At 31.4% G+C, this 17,596-nt stretch carries 22 protein-coding genes; 16 read left to right on the top strand and 6 right to left on the bottom strand.

The features are described from left to right. Positions 1-23: 23 nt before the first annotated feature. Complete coding sequence (locus tag B6K90_RS01320; protein ID WP_235821696.1) at positions 24-857, bottom strand: DUF1002 domain-containing protein; 834 nt, start codon at positions 855-857, stop codon at positions 24-26. A gap of 223 nt (positions 858-1,080) precedes the next feature. Here B6K90_RS01320 and B6K90_RS01315 point away from each other — a divergent pair, with 223 nt between their 5' ends. Further along, positions 1,081-1,518 (top strand): peptidylprolyl isomerase, encoded by a 438-nt coding sequence (locus B6K90_RS01315; protein WP_088010738.1) that lies wholly within the window; start codon positions 1,081-1,083, stop codon positions 1,516-1,518. 1,220 nt (positions 1,519-2,738) lie between these two features. Here the strand turns inward: B6K90_RS01315 and B6K90_RS01310 are convergent. Further along, positions 2,739-3,368, bottom strand: a complete 630-nt coding sequence (locus B6K90_RS01310; protein WP_170927394.1) for a cupin domain-containing protein — start codon at positions 3,366-3,368, stop codon at positions 2,739-2,741. A gap of 343 nt (positions 3,369-3,711) precedes the next feature. Here B6K90_RS01310 and B6K90_RS01305 point away from each other — a divergent pair, with 343 nt between their 5' ends. Further along, positions 3,712-4,071, top strand: a complete 360-nt coding sequence (locus tag B6K90_RS01305; RefSeq protein WP_088010737.1) for a GNAT family N-acetyltransferase — start codon at positions 3,712-3,714, stop codon at positions 4,069-4,071. Between the two features lie 200 nt (positions 4,072-4,271). Here B6K90_RS01305 and B6K90_RS01300 read toward each other — a convergent pair whose 3' ends face one another. Both B6K90_RS01300 and B6K90_RS01295 read right to left on the bottom strand, forming a co-directional pair. After that, positions 4,272-4,775 (bottom strand): DUF309 domain-containing protein, encoded by a 504-nt coding sequence (locus B6K90_RS01300; RefSeq protein WP_167555242.1) that lies wholly within the window; start codon positions 4,773-4,775, stop codon positions 4,272-4,274. Between the two features lie 111 nt (positions 4,776-4,886). Then, complete coding sequence (locus B6K90_RS01295; RefSeq protein ID WP_088010735.1) at positions 4,887-5,003, bottom strand: YjcZ family sporulation protein; 117 nt, start codon at positions 5,001-5,003, stop codon at positions 4,887-4,889. Between the two features lie 209 nt (positions 5,004-5,212). Between B6K90_RS01295 and B6K90_RS01290 the strand changes: the two genes are divergently transcribed. From B6K90_RS01290 to B6K90_RS01230, 13 genes are all read left to right on the top strand, one after another. Further along, positions 5,213-5,983 carry a segregation/condensation protein A gene (locus tag B6K90_RS01290; protein ID WP_088010734.1) on the top strand — a complete coding sequence of 257 codons (771 nt, stop codon included), beginning with the start codon at positions 5,213-5,215 and terminating at the stop codon, positions 5,981-5,983. Further along, on the top strand, positions 5,983-6,564 hold the full coding sequence (scpB, locus tag B6K90_RS01285) for an SMC-Scp complex subunit ScpB (RefSeq protein WP_088010733.1): 582 nt from the start codon (positions 5,983-5,985) through the stop codon (positions 6,562-6,564). Before B6K90_RS01290 ends, scpB begins: the two co-directional genes overlap by 1 nt. A gap of 72 nt (positions 6,565-6,636) precedes the next feature. After that, on the top strand, positions 6,637-7,032 hold the full coding sequence (locus B6K90_RS01280; protein WP_088010732.1) for a hypothetical protein: 396 nt from the start codon (positions 6,637-6,639) through the stop codon (positions 7,030-7,032). 18 nt (positions 7,033-7,050) lie between these two features. Next, positions 7,051-7,545, top strand: a complete 495-nt coding sequence (locus B6K90_RS01275; protein WP_088010731.1) for a DUF3907 family protein — start codon at positions 7,051-7,053, stop codon at positions 7,543-7,545. 174 nt (positions 7,546-7,719) lie between these two features. Beyond that, positions 7,720-8,706 (top strand): aromatic acid exporter family protein, encoded by a 987-nt coding sequence (locus B6K90_RS01270; protein ID WP_167555241.1) that lies wholly within the window; start codon positions 7,720-7,722, stop codon positions 8,704-8,706. Positions 8,707-8,857: 151 nt separating this feature from the next. After that, a complete protein-coding gene (locus B6K90_RS01265; RefSeq protein WP_088010729.1) occupies positions 8,858-9,781 on the top strand; it encodes a superoxide dismutase in 924 nt (307 codons plus the stop codon). Between the two features lie 136 nt (positions 9,782-9,917). After that, the gene (locus B6K90_RS01260) at positions 9,918-11,072 is read left to right on the top strand and encodes a D-alanyl-D-alanine carboxypeptidase family protein (RefSeq protein ID WP_088010728.1); all 1,155 of its coding nucleotides are present in this window, start codon (positions 9,918-9,920) and stop codon (positions 11,070-11,072) included. Next, positions 11,065-11,658, top strand: coding sequence for a nucleoside recognition domain-containing protein (locus B6K90_RS01255; RefSeq protein WP_088010727.1), 594 nt, complete (start codon positions 11,065-11,067; stop codon positions 11,656-11,658). The genes B6K90_RS01260 and B6K90_RS01255 overlap by 8 nt, the downstream gene beginning before the upstream one ends. Further along, a complete protein-coding gene (locus B6K90_RS01250; protein WP_088010726.1) occupies positions 11,659-12,189 on the top strand; it encodes a spore maturation protein in 531 nt (176 codons plus the stop codon). 213 nt (positions 12,190-12,402) lie between these two features. Further along, complete coding sequence (locus B6K90_RS01245) at positions 12,403-13,323, top strand: PLP-dependent cysteine synthase family protein (RefSeq protein ID WP_088010725.1); 921 nt, start codon at positions 12,403-12,405, stop codon at positions 13,321-13,323. A 3-nt stretch (positions 13,324-13,326) separates the two neighbouring features. Beyond that, entirely contained in the window at positions 13,327-14,481 is a 1,155-nt protein-coding gene (locus B6K90_RS01240) for a bifunctional cystathionine gamma-lyase/homocysteine desulfhydrase (RefSeq protein WP_088010724.1), read from the top strand. Next, positions 14,482-15,123 (top strand): class I SAM-dependent DNA methyltransferase, encoded by a 642-nt coding sequence (locus B6K90_RS01235; RefSeq protein ID WP_088010723.1) that lies wholly within the window; start codon positions 14,482-14,484, stop codon positions 15,121-15,123. It abuts the gene before it with no gap. Positions 15,124-15,151: 28 nt separating this feature from the next. Continuing rightward, the gene (locus B6K90_RS01230) at positions 15,152-15,625 is read left to right on the top strand and encodes an S-ribosylhomocysteine lyase (protein ID WP_088010722.1); all 474 of its coding nucleotides are present in this window, start codon (positions 15,152-15,154) and stop codon (positions 15,623-15,625) included. Between the two features lie 175 nt (positions 15,626-15,800). Here B6K90_RS01230 and B6K90_RS01225 read toward each other — a convergent pair whose 3' ends face one another. After that, complete coding sequence (locus B6K90_RS01225) at positions 15,801-16,073, bottom strand: hypothetical protein (RefSeq protein ID WP_088010721.1); 273 nt, start codon at positions 16,071-16,073, stop codon at positions 15,801-15,803. A 67-nt stretch (positions 16,074-16,140) separates the two neighbouring features. Then, on the bottom strand, positions 16,141-16,419 hold the full coding sequence (locus tag B6K90_RS01220) for a hypothetical protein (RefSeq protein WP_088010720.1): 279 nt from the start codon (positions 16,417-16,419) through the stop codon (positions 16,141-16,143). A 243-nt stretch (positions 16,420-16,662) separates the two neighbouring features. Between B6K90_RS01220 and rluB the strand changes: the two genes are divergently transcribed. Then, a complete protein-coding gene (gene rluB, locus B6K90_RS01215) occupies positions 16,663-17,391 on the top strand; it encodes a 23S rRNA pseudouridine(2605) synthase RluB (protein ID WP_088010719.1) in 729 nt (242 codons plus the stop codon). The last annotated feature ends 205 nt before the right edge of the window (positions 17,392-17,596 follow it).

The raw sequence follows: 17,596 nt of genomic DNA, 5'->3' as shown, positions 1-17,596 counted from the left end.
AAGTAACCGGGTTTGTTACAATATTATTTAAAGAATGAAAGAATCGCATCAAATAATGCGGAGAAGAAATCTTTCAGTTTTTGAATAAAAGATTGACCTTCTTCAGAATTTAAGTATCCTGAGATTTTATTTTTTGCTTTTGTTAATTGGTTTCCTACTTGATCCCAATTAATATTTAAATCTTTCATTTTTTCAAATAAAGCCATTAAACTAGCCTTTTGATCAGCAGTTAATGTAATACCAAGATCCTTTGCTAATCGATCAATTAAAGATTTTAATTCATCGGTTGACATGTTTGGATTTTTAGCAAGCTCTTCTTTCACTTTAGTGACTAGTTGTACAGCTTTTTCATTACCTACTGAATCACCAAGTTTAGCAGTTTTAACCATTTCTTCATTTGCTACTTTTTTAACATCATCAGGTATAACTTCTCCTGAACTTAGCTCATATGCCTTCATAATCCCAGTTAAAGCAGCAGTACCAGACACTTCAAATGGTGCAGTAATAACAATATTTGCATCCTTTAATCCAGCCGTGATTAAAGCATTTGTATACATTGAGTTAGTAACCCATGAAATATTATTTGATTGAACAACAATGCCTGTATTTTTTTCACCAATTGTAATCATAGCAGATGAAAGAGCTCGTGTACCGATTTGAGCACTAGGTACAGTACCATCTAAATATTTATGCTCCTCTTGATTCGAAACAGTCACAATTTTAGCATCAGATGGTGCACCCATTTCAGCTAATAATGCTTTCTTTTGCGTTTCAGACAAATTTTGTCCAAGAGTAACAATCGTATCACCAGGAACTGAATCAGCTAATACCGATAATGGCATAGCAATTAATCCCATTGATATGGTGAACGCTAATAACTTTCGTTTTAACAAAGAGACACTCCCTTTACAATAATCCAAATTTTACATCTTACAACACTATTATAGTACTTTTCGAAAACTTGTCATTACTTTTTGTTTTTTGTATGATAATATCAGCGTTACTAGTTTATTCAGTAATGAAAAATATAGGACAATTAAAGTCTTATGAAATTGTACATACATAAGGAGGATTTTTATTATGAAAAAAGCAAGTATTACGTTTGAAAATGGTGAACAAATTCTAATCGAATTATTCCCAGAGCATGCACCAGGTACAGTTGAAAACTTTGAAAAATTAATTCGCCAAGGTTTCTACAATGGATTAACATTCCACCGTGTAATTCCTGGATTTGTATCTCAAGGTGGAGATCCAAATGGTAATGGAACAGGTGGCCCAGGATACAAAATTAAATGTGAAACTGTTGGTAACCCATTAAAACATAAAGCTGGAGCTTTATCAATGGCACATGCTGGAAAAGATACTGGTGGTAGCCAATTCTTTATCGTTCACGAGCCACAACCACATTTAGATGGAGTACATACAGTTTTCGGTCAAGTAATCGAAGGTATGGATACAGTTTTAAGAATGCGTAATGGCGATGTTATGCAAGAAGTTAAGGTTTGGGACGAAGAATAGGTTTAAGTGTTTGACCGAGTACTTTAGATAAAATCAATAAAAAGTAGACTAGCATTTCTGTTAGTCTACTTTTTATTTACATAAATATTTTTTTTCCTTTTATTCAAAGAATATAGAATTAGTAAATTTTACCACATGACTAAAGCATATTTATTAGTAATGATTCTTAAAATTCTAGAATTGTTAAGGTCAAAAAATTTAATGGATATCATATACAAGCCCGACTATAGAATATATCATGGATATATTTTCTTTAATATAAAATTTCTTATACATATTATTATTTTTCAATTCAATTAATAATTTTATTAATTCTGCTTTTAAAGCACTATTTAAGTAAAAAGTAGATTTTTTACCATTATAAGCTTACTTCTCTGTTGAAATATCAAAAAACGTTTTGTTATAAAATTTTATGTAAACTCTAATTGCATCATCAGTTTTTTCTGAAGTTAATTTTGAATTATTTTTATCGAAAAATTTACTATTTTTAAGATATCTTCATAACTAGCAGCTCCAAGAAAAACCTTTTCCTGATCATCTATATTAAAGCTTATTCCAGTTATTCCATAATAATTGTCATTGGATTCAATTGTTTTCCAATAAAGTTGTTCAACAGAAATTTGTGGATTCTTCTTTTCGTTTAGACCAAAAAGATGCCCTGTAAGCGGAAGTATAATAAATAAAATTAATATTATTCCAATGGAACAAAAAGCGATAACTTTTGTATTAATTTAAATATTAGCTAATTCCTAATAAAGTGAGTTGAAAACTAAAGTTGGAACTCTATTTTTGATGTAATGTTGTATAATATTTCATGTCGAATAACAGACATGAATAAAAATGTGGTTTTTCTTATTAAAGAAAGTAGTGAAAGAAATGGCTAAAATAAACTAGGTTTCAAAAGGTTATACAAGAAGTTTGGAACAAGGAATACTCAAAATCAAAATAGGTCTGTCAAAATTAGATCTCAAATAAAGAAAACCACAAAGAAAATTCCTCTGTGGCTCATTGTTGATTGAACAAAGAAATTATTCGATAAACAGCTCGAACTATTTATTGAACATTAAATTGGATTTATGTCTAGTTTTAATTGTTTCACATTCTATTTCATGTTACTTCTTCTATAAATTTGACTCTTTTAATCTATTTACACTTGATTCATACCTTTTTGCAGTTTTCCAAATTTAATTGCACTTCTTGGTCTCCCTTTTATCTTGCATTTAAAAACGCTGTTGATAATAACTTTGGTTATAATAGGAGTTTTGATAATTAGTATGATTCTGCTGATTTGCAAATTCATGCTGGTTTTGAACTTGTCGATTACAGTTTTTTGGTGGTCCTATAAATATAGAAGGTTGTAAAGTTGCTGTTGCATTTTTCCATTGGTTTTCATCAAGACAGTAAGTATGTGAGACGATATTCGAAGGTGTAAATTTCATTAAATCAGAGAATAAAATTACGTCGGGGGATGGTGCATTAAATATTGCTAATAAATGAGTATTGTCCACAGTTGCAATTTCATAATGCCACCAGCCTTGTGGTACGTTTGCAACTTGACCAGGAGTAATTGGAAAATTTAAAAGTTGCTTTGTATAAGGATTCAAAATCGATACAACTGCAGCTCCTGAAATACAATAGACTAATTCTGATGAATTTTGATGATAATGTGGCTCTACAACATTATTTACACTTAAAAAAATATCCAATAAAGACAAATTATCCAAAGTATTCAAATCATTAACACTTAATTGATTTATAAAGTTTTGACTATCCTTCACAAATGCATGGTTTTTATTTATATCATAAGTATATTGAATACTTGGCGATGTGTAATCTAAATCCAACCTCACAATGATCACCCTTTTATTTAAATCTAACTAAAATTTACTGTATTCAAATTTATATAATTGGTGACAAAAGCCTATAAGTTAAGATGGGAAGGGGAACACATAGTACTCTAAATCTTAAAAGCCTTATCTATCCTTTAAATCTTTCTCCTGTACCATTTATCCTGTTTTTGCTTATCTCTTGTTTTCTGACTTGACAGAAAAATGTGAGAATTATATATTTGAAATATTGATATATTAGGAACGAATTTTAATAATTGCCGTACTATAGAGGGATATTCAATCATATATTATGTATTGGTTTAGAAGTTAATTTGAGTTTTAATAATTTTTAAGAGGGGTTAACATGTTAATTAGGTATAAGAAAACATATGAGAAAATTGCAATGGGCCTGCTTTCGTTTATGCCGAATGAAAAGAATGTGAAGAGCTTAGTAAATACGATTAAAGATTATGAAACTAAAGAAGATAATCATTTGTTCCTTTGGAAATTAGACGATATTGTTGGGATTATTGGAATACAACTACTACCAGATAAGGTTATTATGATTAAACATTTAAGTGTAAACCCTTCATTCCGAAATCAAGGTATTGCAACTTCACTTTACGACGCTATTAGATCTCAGTATACAGATTATACGATCGTAACAACACAAGAAGTAGCTTCATTTATTGAACATTGTCATGTTAGTTTGAAAGTATTATAGAAATGGTGCTCAATTTTTTTTGAGCACTTTTTTTTGCACTATAGAAAAAAGTGATAAGTGATGTCGTGTATTTCCACTAAAGATTGTTATGAGTAAGTACAAAACAACAATAAGCAGTTTTGAGTATATTCCTTCTTTTCAACTTCAATTTCGACACAATGAAAAAGGTGCTCAATTTTTTAGCACCTTTTCTTTTACCTCTAAATCTTTTTTCGTAATTCTAATTGCTTTAATCGTTCCGAAATAACATCTGTTCGATCTCTTGTAGAATGTTTATTAATTAAATCTTCCGTAAAAGACGAGTAATATTCTTTTTGATTTTGATATCTCTCAATCAGTTCTTGGTCATTTATTGGGAGATCGAAAGGGTGAAATGCCGTTTCGTTTTGAAGATTTAACTGTAAATCCGAAATCATTTGTTGAAAGCGAATTTGATCAATTCCTGCCATTTCTAATAAATTAGAATCATTCGAAAAGGTATTGACGTGCCGTAATAATTTTTTAGCACCAGTAAAGTTTCTTCTTCTATAATGATATAACACTACCGATAATCTGATTAAACCTAACCAAACCTTTTTATAATGATGATTTAATTCAAGTTTCCATTGTTCCTCAAGAATTTCATGACATTCAAAAAAATCTTGATCAAAATGAAAATGACATAAATATTTTATGTATCGTTCGTTTTTATTGTAATGGACCAAGTTTTTCACCTCTTTATTATTAAAATTTTATCAGAAATAGAATTATTTAAAAAGAAGAAAGCCTAGAACAAATGTCTAGACTTTCACGTTTTGTTTATTCACGGGGTTAAATTAACAGACGAAAGCACATCCAACGATGATTAATAAAATAAATAATACTACGATTAAAGCAAAGCCTCTGCCGTGGCCGAAACCGCCGAACTCTGGAGAAACAGCACCTCTACTCATGAAATTACCTCCTTACCAAAAAAATAATTCTTCTTGCACTGATATCTTATGAAAATTTATAGAAAATGGTATAGGCGCAAAACTAAAAATTTAGGAAGAAAGTAACTTCATCGATGAAAAAACCTTTTCTGTTATATAGTTTTATGAAATAATACTTTATACTGTTATAGAGTATATTTTTATTTTAAATGTAAGTTGGTGAGTAGTTTGTGAAGCAATATGAAGTTAAAATTGATGCATTTGAAGGGCCATTAGATTTATTACTTCATTTAATTCAACGATTTGAAATTGATATTTATGATATACCTGTATCTGAAATAACAGATCAATATGTTTCATATATTCATACAATGAAAGAATTAGAATTGGATATTGCAAGTGAATATTTAGTGATGGCAGCTGAATTACTTGCGATGAAAAGTAAGAGTATTTTACCTAATCATGAAGAGCAAGCTGATTGGGATGCAATACTAGAAGAAGACCCAAGAGAAGAATTAATGAATCGATTAATTATATATAAGCAATTTAAAGAAGCAGCAATCGTATTTCAGGAAAAAGAATCAGAACGTGCGATGATTTTCACCCGAAATCCAGTCGATTTGTCCGAATATGGACCTAGACCAGAAGATATTGTCATGCCGACTGATGTTACGATTTACGATATGTTTGGTGCACTTCAAAAGCTCTTTAAACGTAAAAAGCTACAAGAACCACTTCAAACTAAAATTGTTCGTGAAGAAATATCGATTGAAAAAAGAATGGATGAAATTATTAACTACTTAAAAAGTATAAAAAAGAGAACTAATTTTATCAGTTTATTTCCATATAATGATAAAGAAAGTATTGTAGTTACTTTTTTAGCGATTTTGGAGTTAATGAAAACAAAAGACATTGTAGTAGAACAGGAACAAAATTTTTCAGAAATTTTTCTTACATCACGGGAGGTTTTTGAAGATAAGCAAGCTGAGGTGTACTTGTAATGGAACAGGAAAAAAATTTAGTAGGAGTTCTAGAAGGACTTTTATTTGTAGCTGGCGATGAAGGAATATCGATTGTCGAGCTATCAGAGACTTTAGAATTAAATCAAACAGATGTTATAGAATTAATTGAGAGTCTAAAAAAAGAATATGAAAATCCTAACAGAGGCTTACAGATTAGAATATTAGCTAATAAATATAAACTTACATCAAAGAGAGAACATGGAGAATTTTTCAAAAAGTTAGTTGAAAGTCCATCAAACTCTTCATTGTCACAAGCAGCATTAGAAACTTTAGCGATTGTTGCATATCAACAACCAATTACGAGGACAGAAATTGAAGATATTCGTGGAGTTAAGACTGAAAAACCACTTCAAACTCTTGTCTCAAAATATTTAATTAAAGAAGTTGGACGGGCTGAAGGGACTGGACGTGCAATTTTATATGGTACTACTTCTGAGTTTTTAGATTATTTTGGTCTAAAAAACATTAAAGAATTACCTCCACTACCACAAGATTTAAAAATGGAAGAGGTTGAGGAAGAAGCAGATTTATTTTTTAGCAAATTTGAAAAACAAGATTAGTTAAAAAATTCTGCAAATCTATCATCATCCTATGTTAAACTAATACTATGGAAATCTTGGAGGGTGAAAGAATTGTTAATTTATAATTGTCATGGGTATGAATTAGTAAAGGCTCAACCAAATACTTCGGAAGATTTTTTTAATCGTTCTGAAGTTGAATATGAATATAATGGCCAAAAAATTGTAACTTCTGTCCTATATGTTCGTTTCTTTGAAGAACAACTTTCTGAAGTAAGTGATTTAAAGACAACTAGATTATATGAAAATGGCGATCAATCAGTAGATTTTCGTGATATTGTGGCACTTGCTCTAATTATTAAAAATCCTGATTATCGAGGAAGAAAGCGAATATATATTAATGAATTAGATCAATTCTCAAAAGAGTTACAAGGTGTTGATTTTGATAAATTGGTAGGATATGCGAGAAGTCTTAAACAAAATTCAGATAAAATAGAAATATCGATCTAATTTAACGGAGGGAAAAAAATGTCGAATAAGATGGTAGAGCATCAATTAAAAATTGTAGGTAATCAATTAGGGATTGTTGGTCTAGAGTGTAATTTGTTTTTAAATAAGAATTCTTTACCGTCATTTCAACATGAAAACCAAGCAGTGGATACTAACTACTTAGAAAAAATACTTTCTTCATTACGTAGAATTACAGTATATTGTGAGGATGCTAAAGAAGTTTGTGAGAAAATTTTAAGTGGGCAGTTCCATAAAGCAACAGCCGAAGATACTTTACATAAAATTTATCACAGATGTATTGCAGAATTCTTCTCTCCTAAAAACGATGCATGGTATGAAAATAGTCGTGCAGCATACACTGGTAATCAAGCAATTACATTTTATAAAGCTGTGCCAGGTACAGTCCAAGATCTATTTTCGTCATTAGAAAAAGTTTTTCAACAAATGCGTGAAGAACTTGAGTATTATGAAACAGATTATTCAACAAAACTTATGCAACAATACAAACAGTAATTAGAAAATAGTTAAATGTAAATAGTAACAATAAGACAATAAGACAAAAAGACTAGAAATTTTCTAGTCTTTTCATTTTGTGCAAAAAATCAAAAAATGGATATTTCTAGAAATTATTATGAACTATACGTTACAATACAATTGAAATTTCTTTGTAAGAGAAGAGGACAAAAAATGAAACAAATGTATTCAATTGGACAAAGGACAATCAAAACAGCAATTGGAAGTGGAATATCCCTTTTAATTGCAGAAGCTCTACATTTACAAAATTACAGTACTGCGGCTGTAGTTACACTATTAAGTATTCAAAATACAAAACGCAGATCATTTATTGTTGCAATTCAAAGATTTGTTGCATCAGTTATTGCAATGTTAATTGGATGGATGATGTTTGAATTTTTAAGCTATACGCCATTAACAGTTGTCATTTATTTTCTATTAACAATCCCATTATTAGTTACATTAAAGTTACAAGAGGGAATCATTCCAAGCTCAGTGATTGTTTTACAAATTTATGTGAGTGTTGATAAATCAATTTCTTTTTTATTTAATCAAATTGAAATTTTGGCAGTTGGGATCTTAATTGCTTTAATAATGAATACATATATGCCAAGTATTGAAAAAAAGATGATCGAATCTCAAAAGAAAATCGAGCAAAATTTTAAAATGTTACTTTTAGGTATTGCGCTAAAAATGAAGGGTAAAGATGAAGATTCACAAAATGAGTTAATTTATGAAACAAAAATACTTTTACAAACAGCGAAAACATTAGCTTATAGGCAAGTTGAAAATAGTTTTATAAAAACGAATTTGTATTATATTAATTATTTTGAAATGAGAGAACGTCAATTTGAAATTATATCGAATCAAATCATCCCTTTATTAAAAAAGGTTGAGTTAAATTATCCACATGCAAAAATTATCGCAGAATTTTTTGAGGACACAGGTGTTTACTTAAAAGAAAAATCTACTGGGATTGAATTATTAGGGGAATTTAGTCATATGATGAATGATTTTAGAAAGATGCCTTTACCTGAATCAAGAGATGAGTTTGAGACTAGAGCTAGTTTAATGATGATTGTTTATGAATTGGAAAAAGTGATCTCATTAAAAATGGAGTTTTACTCGGAAAATCAGAATGTTTTAGAGAAGCAGAACTAATTATTTTATATAAGAGCATGTGGAATTAATATCTTAACTAAGTGTATTCCATTAATCGAGTAAAACGCGTGAATACCGGTAATAGCTATAAATTTAATATCATACAATGGAAAGTAGAAGAGAAATTTATTTTCTCTGATGGAGGTGTATGATGTTAAATCAATCTGAACTCGTCACTTACTTTCAGGAGGTAGAAGTCTGGTGTGCGAATGTATTACAGTTGCTAGCTGAAAGATTTGACCATATTCAAGAAAAAGAACTATTAGAATATAAAGTTAAATTATTGTTAAACAGAATGGGGACAAAAGGACATTATGTAGATCAAAATTCCTTTTTAGATGAAATTAGTATGGATGTAGATGATATTCAAGAACGATTAATTTCAATATTAAATGAAGAGGAATATGATGATAGCTATGCGTATCGGGTAATAGAAGTCGAAGAGAGAATAGGGATTGGTAAACATGAGCTTCCACCTTTACCATATCCATATAATGCGCTCGAGCCATATATATCAAAAGAAATTATGATGCTACATCATGATAAGCACCATAAAAGCTATGTAGACGGATTAAATAAAGCTGAAATTGAATTAGAAAAGGCACGAAAAAATAAGAAATATGATTTATTAAAGCATTGGGAAAGAGAGCTTGCATTTCATGGTTCCGGACATTATTTGCATACTATATTTTGGAATAATTTAAGTAAATCAGGTGGAGGGCAACCTCATGGAGCTCTTTTAAAACAAATTGAAGATGACTTCGGAAGTTATGAAGAATTTAAAGAGCATTTTACACAAGCTGCTAAAAAAGTGGAAGGTGTCGGCTGGGCGATTTTAGTTTGGGTTCCAAGAGCTAATCGTATGGAGATTCTTCAAACTGAAAAACATCAATTCTTTACTCAATGGGATACAATTCCATTGCTAGTTTTAGATGTTTGGGAGCACGCTTATTATTTACAGTATAAATTTGATAAAGACTCATACATTACAAATTTTTGGAACATAGTGAATTGGCCAGATGTAAATTATCGATATGAATATGCTAGTCAATTAAAATGGCAACCCTTTTATTAATTGGCGAGGAATAGTAGGTGCTGAAATTGCTCAGGTGGTATATCTGAACAATTTCAGCACTTTTTTTCTTAAAAAAAGTCATTTTTTTATAATGTAATTCGTAAACTTGTACTAATTAGGACTAACTGTGGAGTTGATGCGAAAGATGAAAAAATGGCTAGTATTAGGAATAATCGGCTTATTTTTAATCGGAATTATTATTCCGACGAATAATGTTGAAGCATTTGGAGGAGTTAGTGCTAGAAATGCAGTTTTGATGGATCAAAAAACTGGACGAATCTTGTATGGTAAAGCAATGCATGACTCTGAAAGAATCGCCAGCATTACAAAAATAATGACTGCAATCCTTGCAGTAGAATCCGGTAAAATGCAAAATACGATAACAATTAGTTCAAGAGCAGTACAAACTGAAGGATCATCCATTTATTTAAAACCTGGACAAAAAATTAAGCTGGAAGATGTAGTTTATGGTTTAATGCTTAGGTCTGGGAATGATGCGGCTAATGCAATTGCTGAAGCTGTAGGAGGTAGCATCGAAGGTTTTGTTTATATGATGAACGAGAAGGCAAAAGAAATCGGAATGAGTAATACATATTTTAGCAATCCATCAGGCCTTGATCAGCAAGGGAAAGAGCATTACTCATCTGCTTATGATATGGCGTTATTAACGAGATACGCTATGCAAAATCCTAAATATGCAAAAATTGCAGGTACGAAAGTACACCGTGCCCCAAATACGGCAGAATCTTGGGATTATGTTTGGAAGAATAAAAACAAGTTGCTAACTTTTATGTACAAGTATAGTACTGGAGGAAAAACTGGATTTACTAAAAAAGCAAGAAGAACACTTGTTTCAACTGCCTCTAAAAATGGAATGGATTTAATTGTTGTAACGCTAGATGATGGGCAAGATTGGCAAGATCATATGTCACTATTCGAATATGGTTTCAGTAACTATCCTTTAACGAAAGTATTAAGTAAAGGTGGAATTAAGGAAGTAACAAATAAAAAATATAAAGGGCATGTTTATTTGAAAAATGACTTCTCCTACCCATTAGAAAAAAAAGAGCGTGATCAAGTAAGAATAACGATTGAAATGCAAAAGCCGACGAAGAAAAAAATCGCTAATAATGCAATTGTTGGTAAAGCGATTATTGAATTAGAAGGTGAACAAATTGGATTTAGAAATATTTTTTATAGTGATAGTAAAGTCAAAGTATTTACGAAAGAAATAATCCAAAATGGAAAACAAGTTCTATTAAACTTAATGGGAGAGCACTCTGATGGTTAATATCATTTGGGTTGCTCTTACAATAATTGGTTTTATTTTTGCCATGATTAACGGCACAATGGATGAAGTAAATAAAGCAGTATTTGACGGAGGAAAACAAGCAATCACTATTATAATTGGATTAGTTAGTGTTCTTGTTTTTTGGTTAGGATTAATGCGAATAGCAGAAGAATCAGGATTATTAAAAATTCTTTCGAAATTATTTCAACCATTTCTATCATTCCTATTTCCGAGAATTCCTAAAGACCATCCAGCACTTGGTTATATTATGTCAAATATGGTGGCCAATTTATTCGGTTTAGGTAATGCTGCAACTCCATTAGGTATAAAGGCGATGGAACAATTAAAAGTATTAAATAGAAATAGTAGTGAAGCAAGTGATGATATGATTACATTTTTAACTTTAAATACAAGTGCAATCACTTTAATTCCTACAACTGTCATAGGAGTTAGAATGTCTTATCATTCTTCAAATCCGACTGAAATAGTAGGAGTTACAATCCTAGCGCAAGTAGTTTCATTTATTGGGGGACTCGCTGTAAATAGTTTTTTTGCAAGTAGGCGAAATCGAAAGGGGAGAAAATAAATGGGATATATGAATACGATATCACTTTATATCATTCCATTTATTATCGCTGTTATTTTAATACATGGAACGTTGAAAAAAGTGCCGACGTACGAATCTTTTGTAGAAGGTGGAAAAGAAGGTGTAACGATTGCTGTGCAATTAATACCATTTTTAGTAGGTATGCTAGTATCTATATCGATTTTTAGAGCGTCAGGTGCTCTAGAGTTTTGTGTCGAACTTATGCGTCCGTTATTAAGTTCACTAGGTATTCCTGCAGAAGTTTTTCCACTGGCAATTATTCGACCTATTTCTGGTTCGGCTGCTTTAGGTATTACTTCGGATTTAATTAAAACATATGGACCTGATTCCTTTATCGGAAGACTAGCTTCAACTATGCAAGGTAGTACAGATACAACGCTATATGTATTAACGGTGTATTTTGGAGCGGTTGGTATCCGTAAGATGGGTGATGCATTAAAAGTAGGTTTAATTGCAGATGCAATCAGTATCATTTTTTCAATCATTTTTGTAACGATGTTCTTTGCTTAACTCAACCTATTCGATCAATATTTTAAAAAGTTTTTTATAAAAAAGTACTTTTAATTTTAAGATAAAAGTACTTTTTTTATTGCGCATTTAAAATTAATATCTTATAATACCAATAAGAATAGTTGGTATTAAGACAACATTCAATTTTACCCATGTTGCATATAATGGATTGGAAGAAACTAACCTTTTTGTGACATAAAGGAGCTTGAAATTATGAAAGTTGTAAAATCAGTACACGAGCTGATCGGATCAACACCATTGCTTGAAATTACAACATTCCCTTTACCAAAAGGAACAAGACTATTTGCAAAGTTAGAATTCTGTAACCCAGGTGGAAGTGTAAAAGATCGACTTGGTATGGAATTAATAGAAAGTGCAATGTATGAAGGTAAATTAGAAAAAGGTGGTACAGTAATTGAACCAACCGCCGGAAATACAGGAATTGGTTTAGCACTAGCAGCTATAAAATATGGCGTAAATGTTATATTTGTTGTTCCAGAAAAATTCAGTATAGAAAAACAAACGTTAATGAAAGCACTTGGAGCTAAAATTGTGAACACCCCGACAGAAGATGGAATGACGGGTGCAATTAAAAAAGCAAATGAGCTCTCAAAAGAAATACCGAATTCATTTGTACCTTCACAATTTAGTAATGAAGCGAATCCAAGAACCTATTACAAAACATTAGGTCCAGAGTTAGTTGACCAACTCGATGGAAAAATAGATGTATTTGTTGCTGGAGCTGGTAGTGGAGGAACATTTACTGGAACAGCTCAGTATTTAAAAGATAAATTACAAAATGTAAAAACAGTCATTGTTGAACCAGAAGGATCAATATTAAATGGTGGAAAGCCGGGTTCACATGATACAGAAGGAATTGGAATGGAGTTCATTCCTGCATTTGTAGATACAAACTTATTTGATGATATTTATACAGTACTTGATTCAGACGCATTTCGTTTAGTAAAAGAACTAGCAACGAAAGAAGGACTTTTAGTTGGAAGTTCCTCAGGAGCTGCATTATATGCAAGTTTATTAGAAGCAAAAAAAGCAAAACCAGGGAGTACAATCGTAACGATTTTCCCAGATAGTAGTGAAAGATACTTAAGTAAAAACATATATAGTGAGGGATAAAACATGAAGAAAAAGACGGCGTTAATACACGGGGGAATTAGTAGAGATGAAACAACTGGTGCGGTTAGTGTTCCGATTTATCAAACTAGTACGTATAAACAAGATGCTGTTGGCAAACATAGGGGCTTTGAATATTCCAGAACAGGCAATCCGACACGACATGCTCTTGAAGAGCTAATGAAAGATATTGAACACGGTGTTGCAGGATTTGCATTTGCATCTGGAATGGCAGCTATTCATACTGTGTTTAGTTTATTTAAGACTGGTGACCATATCGTAGTCGGCGATGATGTTTATGGTGGTACCTACCGATTACTTACAAGAGTATTATCAAATTTAGGTATAACAGCTACATTTGTTGATACAAGTAATATAACTTTAGTTGAAAATGTGATTTCACCAAATACAAAAGCAATTTTCATTGAATCACCTAGTAATCCATTATTAAAAATTACTGATATTAAAGCGATTGCTAAACTTGCAAATGAATATGACTTATTAACGATTGTTGATAATACTTTTGCTACGCCATACTGGCAACAACCTCTTTTACTAGGTGCTGATATCGTAGTTCATAGTGGAACTAAGTATCTTGGAGGACACAGTGACGTAGTAGCGGGAATTGTTGTAACGAATAAAGAAGAGCTAGCTGAAGATTTAGCGTTTTATCAAAACTCAATTGGTGGAGTTTTAGGACCAAACGATAGCTGGTTATTACAACGCGGTATCAAAACACTTGGAATAAGAATGGAAGAGCATGAAAGAAATACGCATGAAATTGTGAGGTTCTTATCGAATCATCCAAATGTAAATAAAGTTTTTTATCCTGGATTATCGACTCACCCAAATCATGAACTAGCAAAACAACAAAGCAGTGGATTTGGTGGCATGTTATCTTTTGAATTAAAAGAAGGATTAGATCCAGAAGAATTTGTAAGTAAATTAAAGTGGTTTACATTAGCTGAGAGTCTAGGAGCTGTTGAAAGTCTTGTAGGTATCCCTTCAAAAATGACGCATGCTTCGATCCCAAGGGAAAAACGAATTGCATCTGGAATATCTGATGAATTAATTCGATTATCGGTCGGTCTAGAAGATTTAGAAGATCTAATCGAAGACCTAGAACAAGCATTAATATTTCAAACATCAAAGGTGAGATAAATGGGTAGAGAGTTTTTAGATGTTTTTACTGGTTGGGCAGATAGTTACGATTCTTTTGTTCAAGGCCACGACCCAGAATATAAAGAAGCATTTCGACGTTATGATGAAATACTTAAAGAAATTGTTAATAGAAGTGGAAACAGCGTCCTTGAATTTGGAATCGGTACAGGGAATTTAACAAAGTTACTTCTTGATGAAGGAAAAACTGTATTTCCAATCGAACCATCTCCTGAGATGAGAATTATTGCCTCAAAGAAATTAGGAGAGAATATTACGATTCACGACGGAGATTTAATTGATTTTCCTAAACCACAGGACGGGATCGATACAATTGTAAGTTCATACGTTTTTCATCATTTAACTGATCAAGAAAAATATGAAGCTATTAAAATATATAGCTCATTATTGAATTCAGGTGGGAAAATCGTATTTGCAGATACAATGTTTTTAACAGAAAACGAGTATAAGAATGAAATTACAAAAGCAGAAAATGCAAATTATATCAATCTAAGAGATGATTTAATTAGAGAATATTATCCATTGATTCCAGTTGTTCGTTCACATTTTGAAAAAAATGGATTTGAAGTGAAATTCGAACAATATAATGATTTTGTATGGATCGTTGAAGCTACAAAAAAATAGAGAGAAGTAATTTAGGAGGAAATAAAAAATGCCATCAGTTGAAAGTTTTGAATTAGATCACACAAAAGTTGTTGCTCCTTACGTTAGACATTGTGGTACTCATGCAGTTGGCACAGACGGAGTTGTTACAAAATATGATATTCGTTTTTGCCAACCAAATAAGCAAGCACTTAAACCGGCAACAATTCACACTTTAGAACACTTATTAGCTTTGAACGTTCGTGAAGCAGTACCTGCTGGTGACCCTTTTAAAATTATTGATTTATCACCAATGGGATGTCAAACAGGATTTTATTTAATTATCGCTGGTACTCCTACAATTTCAGAAGTAATCACATTATTACGCAAAACAGCTGAACTTGGACAGCAAGTTGAAGAAGTACCTGCAGCAAATGAGCTTCAATGCGGCCAAGCAAAACTTCATGACCTTGAAGGCGCAAAAAAATGGTTAAAATATTGGAGCGAGCAAACAGACGAAACTTTGGAAAGCGTATTTGCTTAATAATGAAAAACGTCATCTTATTTGATGGCGTTTTTTTGTTTTAAAGAGCGCAAATAAAAAAAGTGAAACTGCAATTAAAATTAAGTGAGTGCAAATGAAAAAATTTTATTAAACAACATGAAAAAAAACGTCATCCTAATTTTGATGGCGTTTTTGATTAACTAATAAAAACAACTTAATTGATTACAAGAAGTAATTTCTCTTTTGGAACGGTGAATTTAATTTCTCCAATATTTTCTTCAATATCTTCAATTGTCGGAATATCATCAAAGCTTTGAATTGAAATGGCATCATCTAAGCATAATAAAATATAAGGGAAATTAGTTTCTGTAGAGTCATAGATTAATTTGTATGCTTTTGAAGGTTTATCGGATGTGAAAAACACATCACCTAATTTAAACGAACCAACTGAATTATATTTTACTGCTGGATTAAAAGAATAATTCATATAGTAAGCTCCTTTTTCATTTTACTTATTATATTATTGACTGCTTCTTAATAGATTAAACAGCAAACTAGTAATTTGCTTGAATTGTAATGGATAGTTTGTTTTTCTGAGTTACCATTGTGACTTCACCAACCCAATCTTCAATATCTCCTAGGGTTGGCATAATGTCATAATTTTGGACTAGTCTTGCATCAGTTAATGAGACAAGTACATATGGAAAATCGTCTTCATTTTCTTCTAAAACAAGCATATAGATTGTTTCATTCTTTTTAGTAATAAGCACACTACCTGGCGTAATAATTTTAGAGCGGTCAAAAGCTGAGGAGTGTTTTAAAGTTAAATTCATATTTATTACCTCATTTCTGCAAATCTAGTAAATTATATGATAGATTTCCTTAAAATATGATATAGAGAGAAGCAATAAGGATTAAGAGAATAAGGGGAAGAATGACAATGGGGCTAGAGTTGAATAATGGATTTAGGGCTTAGATTTGGTGTTTAACGTACTTTATACACAAAAAACCTTTTAGCTGCCACTTGTTTTCAATTGTATAAATCTGTATGATGGTTGAAGAGGTGAAATGATCGAATGGAAAGATTACAGAAAGTTATTGCTAGAGCGGGGATTGCTTCTCGTCGTAAAGCAGAAGAGTTAATTAAAGAAGGAAAAGTGAAAGTAAATGGTCAGGTTGTTACTGAGTTAGGTGTAAAAGTAAGTGGCAACGATCGTGTTGAGGTGGAAGAGATTCCGATTGATAAAGAAGAACCAGTTTACTTCCTTTTATATAAACCATCAGGTGTAATATCAAGTGTGTCGGATGATAAAGGAAGAAAAGTTGTAACAGACTTTTTTCCAATGATTAAACAACGTATTTATCCAATTGGTAGATTGGATTTTGATACATCTGGAATTATCTTATTAACAAATGATGGAGAATTTTCAAATCTACTTCAACATCCAAAATATGAAATAGATAAAGAATATATTGCAAAAGTAAAAGGTATACCATCTAAAGAGGGGTTACGTAAATTAGAAAGAGGTATTGTGCTTGAGGATGGGAAAACGGCTCCAGCTCAAGTTAAAATGATTTCACTTGATAAAAGCAAAAATACCGCAATTGTAAGACTAATCATTCATGAGGGTAGAAACCGTCAAGTCAAGAGAATGCTTGAGGCGATTGGTACACCAGTTATGAAATTAAAACGTGAACGCTATGCGTTTTTAGATTTAAGTGGATTAACTCCTGGTGATGCAAGAGAACTATCACCTCATGAAGTAAAAAAACTAAGAGCAATGGCTTCAGCAAAGCCACGCTAATGTTTTAGTCAGCCAGTTGAATACTGCTTTCTTATTTAGTTACCTAGCCTATTTACAGTACTTATTCATAATCTGGTTAACATTTTTTTAGGAAGCGTGTTTTAATTCAGTCTGATATCCTATTTTTTACACTACGACTCGGTAAATACCGAGTTTTTTCTTTGTTTTAACATTTTATATTGCAGGATAAAAGATTGAAAATTTA

Source organism: Gottfriedia acidiceleris (genome assembly GCF_002128425.1).
Lineage (GTDB): Bacteria > Bacillota > Bacilli > Bacillales > Bacillaceae_G > Gottfriedia > Gottfriedia acidiceleris.
This window is presented reverse-complemented; position numbering and strand designations above follow the sequence as displayed.

Bases quoted from the DNA above. Each gene is read 5' to 3' on its own strand.
- B6K90_RS01265 (WP_088010729.1), top strand. From the start codon at position 8,858: ATGTTAAATCAATCTGAACTCGTCACTTACTTTCAGGAGGTAGAAGTC.
- B6K90_RS01235 (WP_088010723.1), top strand. From the start codon at position 14,482: ATGGGTAGAGAGTTTTTAGATGTTTTTACTGGTTGGGCAGATAGTTAC.
- B6K90_RS01255 (WP_088010727.1), top strand. From the start codon at position 11,065: ATGGTTAATATCATTTGGGTTGCTCTTACAATAATTGGTTTTATTTTT.
- B6K90_RS01320 (WP_235821696.1), bottom strand. From the start codon at position 857: ATGGGATTAATTGCTATGCCATTATCGGTATTAGCTGATTCAGTTCCT.
- B6K90_RS01250 (WP_088010726.1), top strand. From the start codon at position 11,659: ATGGGATATATGAATACGATATCACTTTATATCATTCCATTTATTATC.
- B6K90_RS01240 (WP_088010724.1), top strand. From the start codon at position 13,327: ATGAAGAAAAAGACGGCGTTAATACACGGGGGAATTAGTAGAGATGAA.
- B6K90_RS01230 (WP_088010722.1), top strand. From the start codon at position 15,152: ATGCCATCAGTTGAAAGTTTTGAATTAGATCACACAAAAGTTGTTGCT.
- B6K90_RS01315 (WP_088010738.1), top strand. From the start codon at position 1,081: ATGAAAAAAGCAAGTATTACGTTTGAAAATGGTGAACAAATTCTAATC.
- B6K90_RS01270 (WP_167555241.1), top strand. From the start codon at position 7,720: ATGAAACAAATGTATTCAATTGGACAAAGGACAATCAAAACAGCAATT.
- B6K90_RS01220 (WP_088010720.1), bottom strand. From the start codon at position 16,419: ATGAATTTAACTTTAAAACACTCCTCAGCTTTTGACCGCTCTAAAATT.
- B6K90_RS01275 (WP_088010731.1), top strand. From the start codon at position 7,051: ATGTCGAATAAGATGGTAGAGCATCAATTAAAAATTGTAGGTAATCAA.
- B6K90_RS01295 (WP_088010735.1), bottom strand. From the start codon at position 5,003: ATGAGTAGAGGTGCTGTTTCTCCAGAGTTCGGCGGTTTCGGCCACGGC.
- scpB (WP_088010733.1), top strand. From the start codon at position 5,983: ATGGAACAGGAAAAAAATTTAGTAGGAGTTCTAGAAGGACTTTTATTT.
- B6K90_RS01245 (WP_088010725.1), top strand. From the start codon at position 12,403: ATGAAAGTTGTAAAATCAGTACACGAGCTGATCGGATCAACACCATTG.
- rluB (WP_088010719.1), top strand. From the start codon at position 16,663: ATGGAAAGATTACAGAAAGTTATTGCTAGAGCGGGGATTGCTTCTCGT.
- B6K90_RS01260 (WP_088010728.1), top strand. From the start codon at position 9,918: ATGCGAAAGATGAAAAAATGGCTAGTATTAGGAATAATCGGCTTATTT.
- B6K90_RS01305 (WP_088010737.1), top strand. From the start codon at position 3,712: ATGTTAATTAGGTATAAGAAAACATATGAGAAAATTGCAATGGGCCTG.
- B6K90_RS01225 (WP_088010721.1), bottom strand. From the start codon at position 16,073: ATGAATTATTCTTTTAATCCAGCAGTAAAATATAATTCAGTTGGTTCG.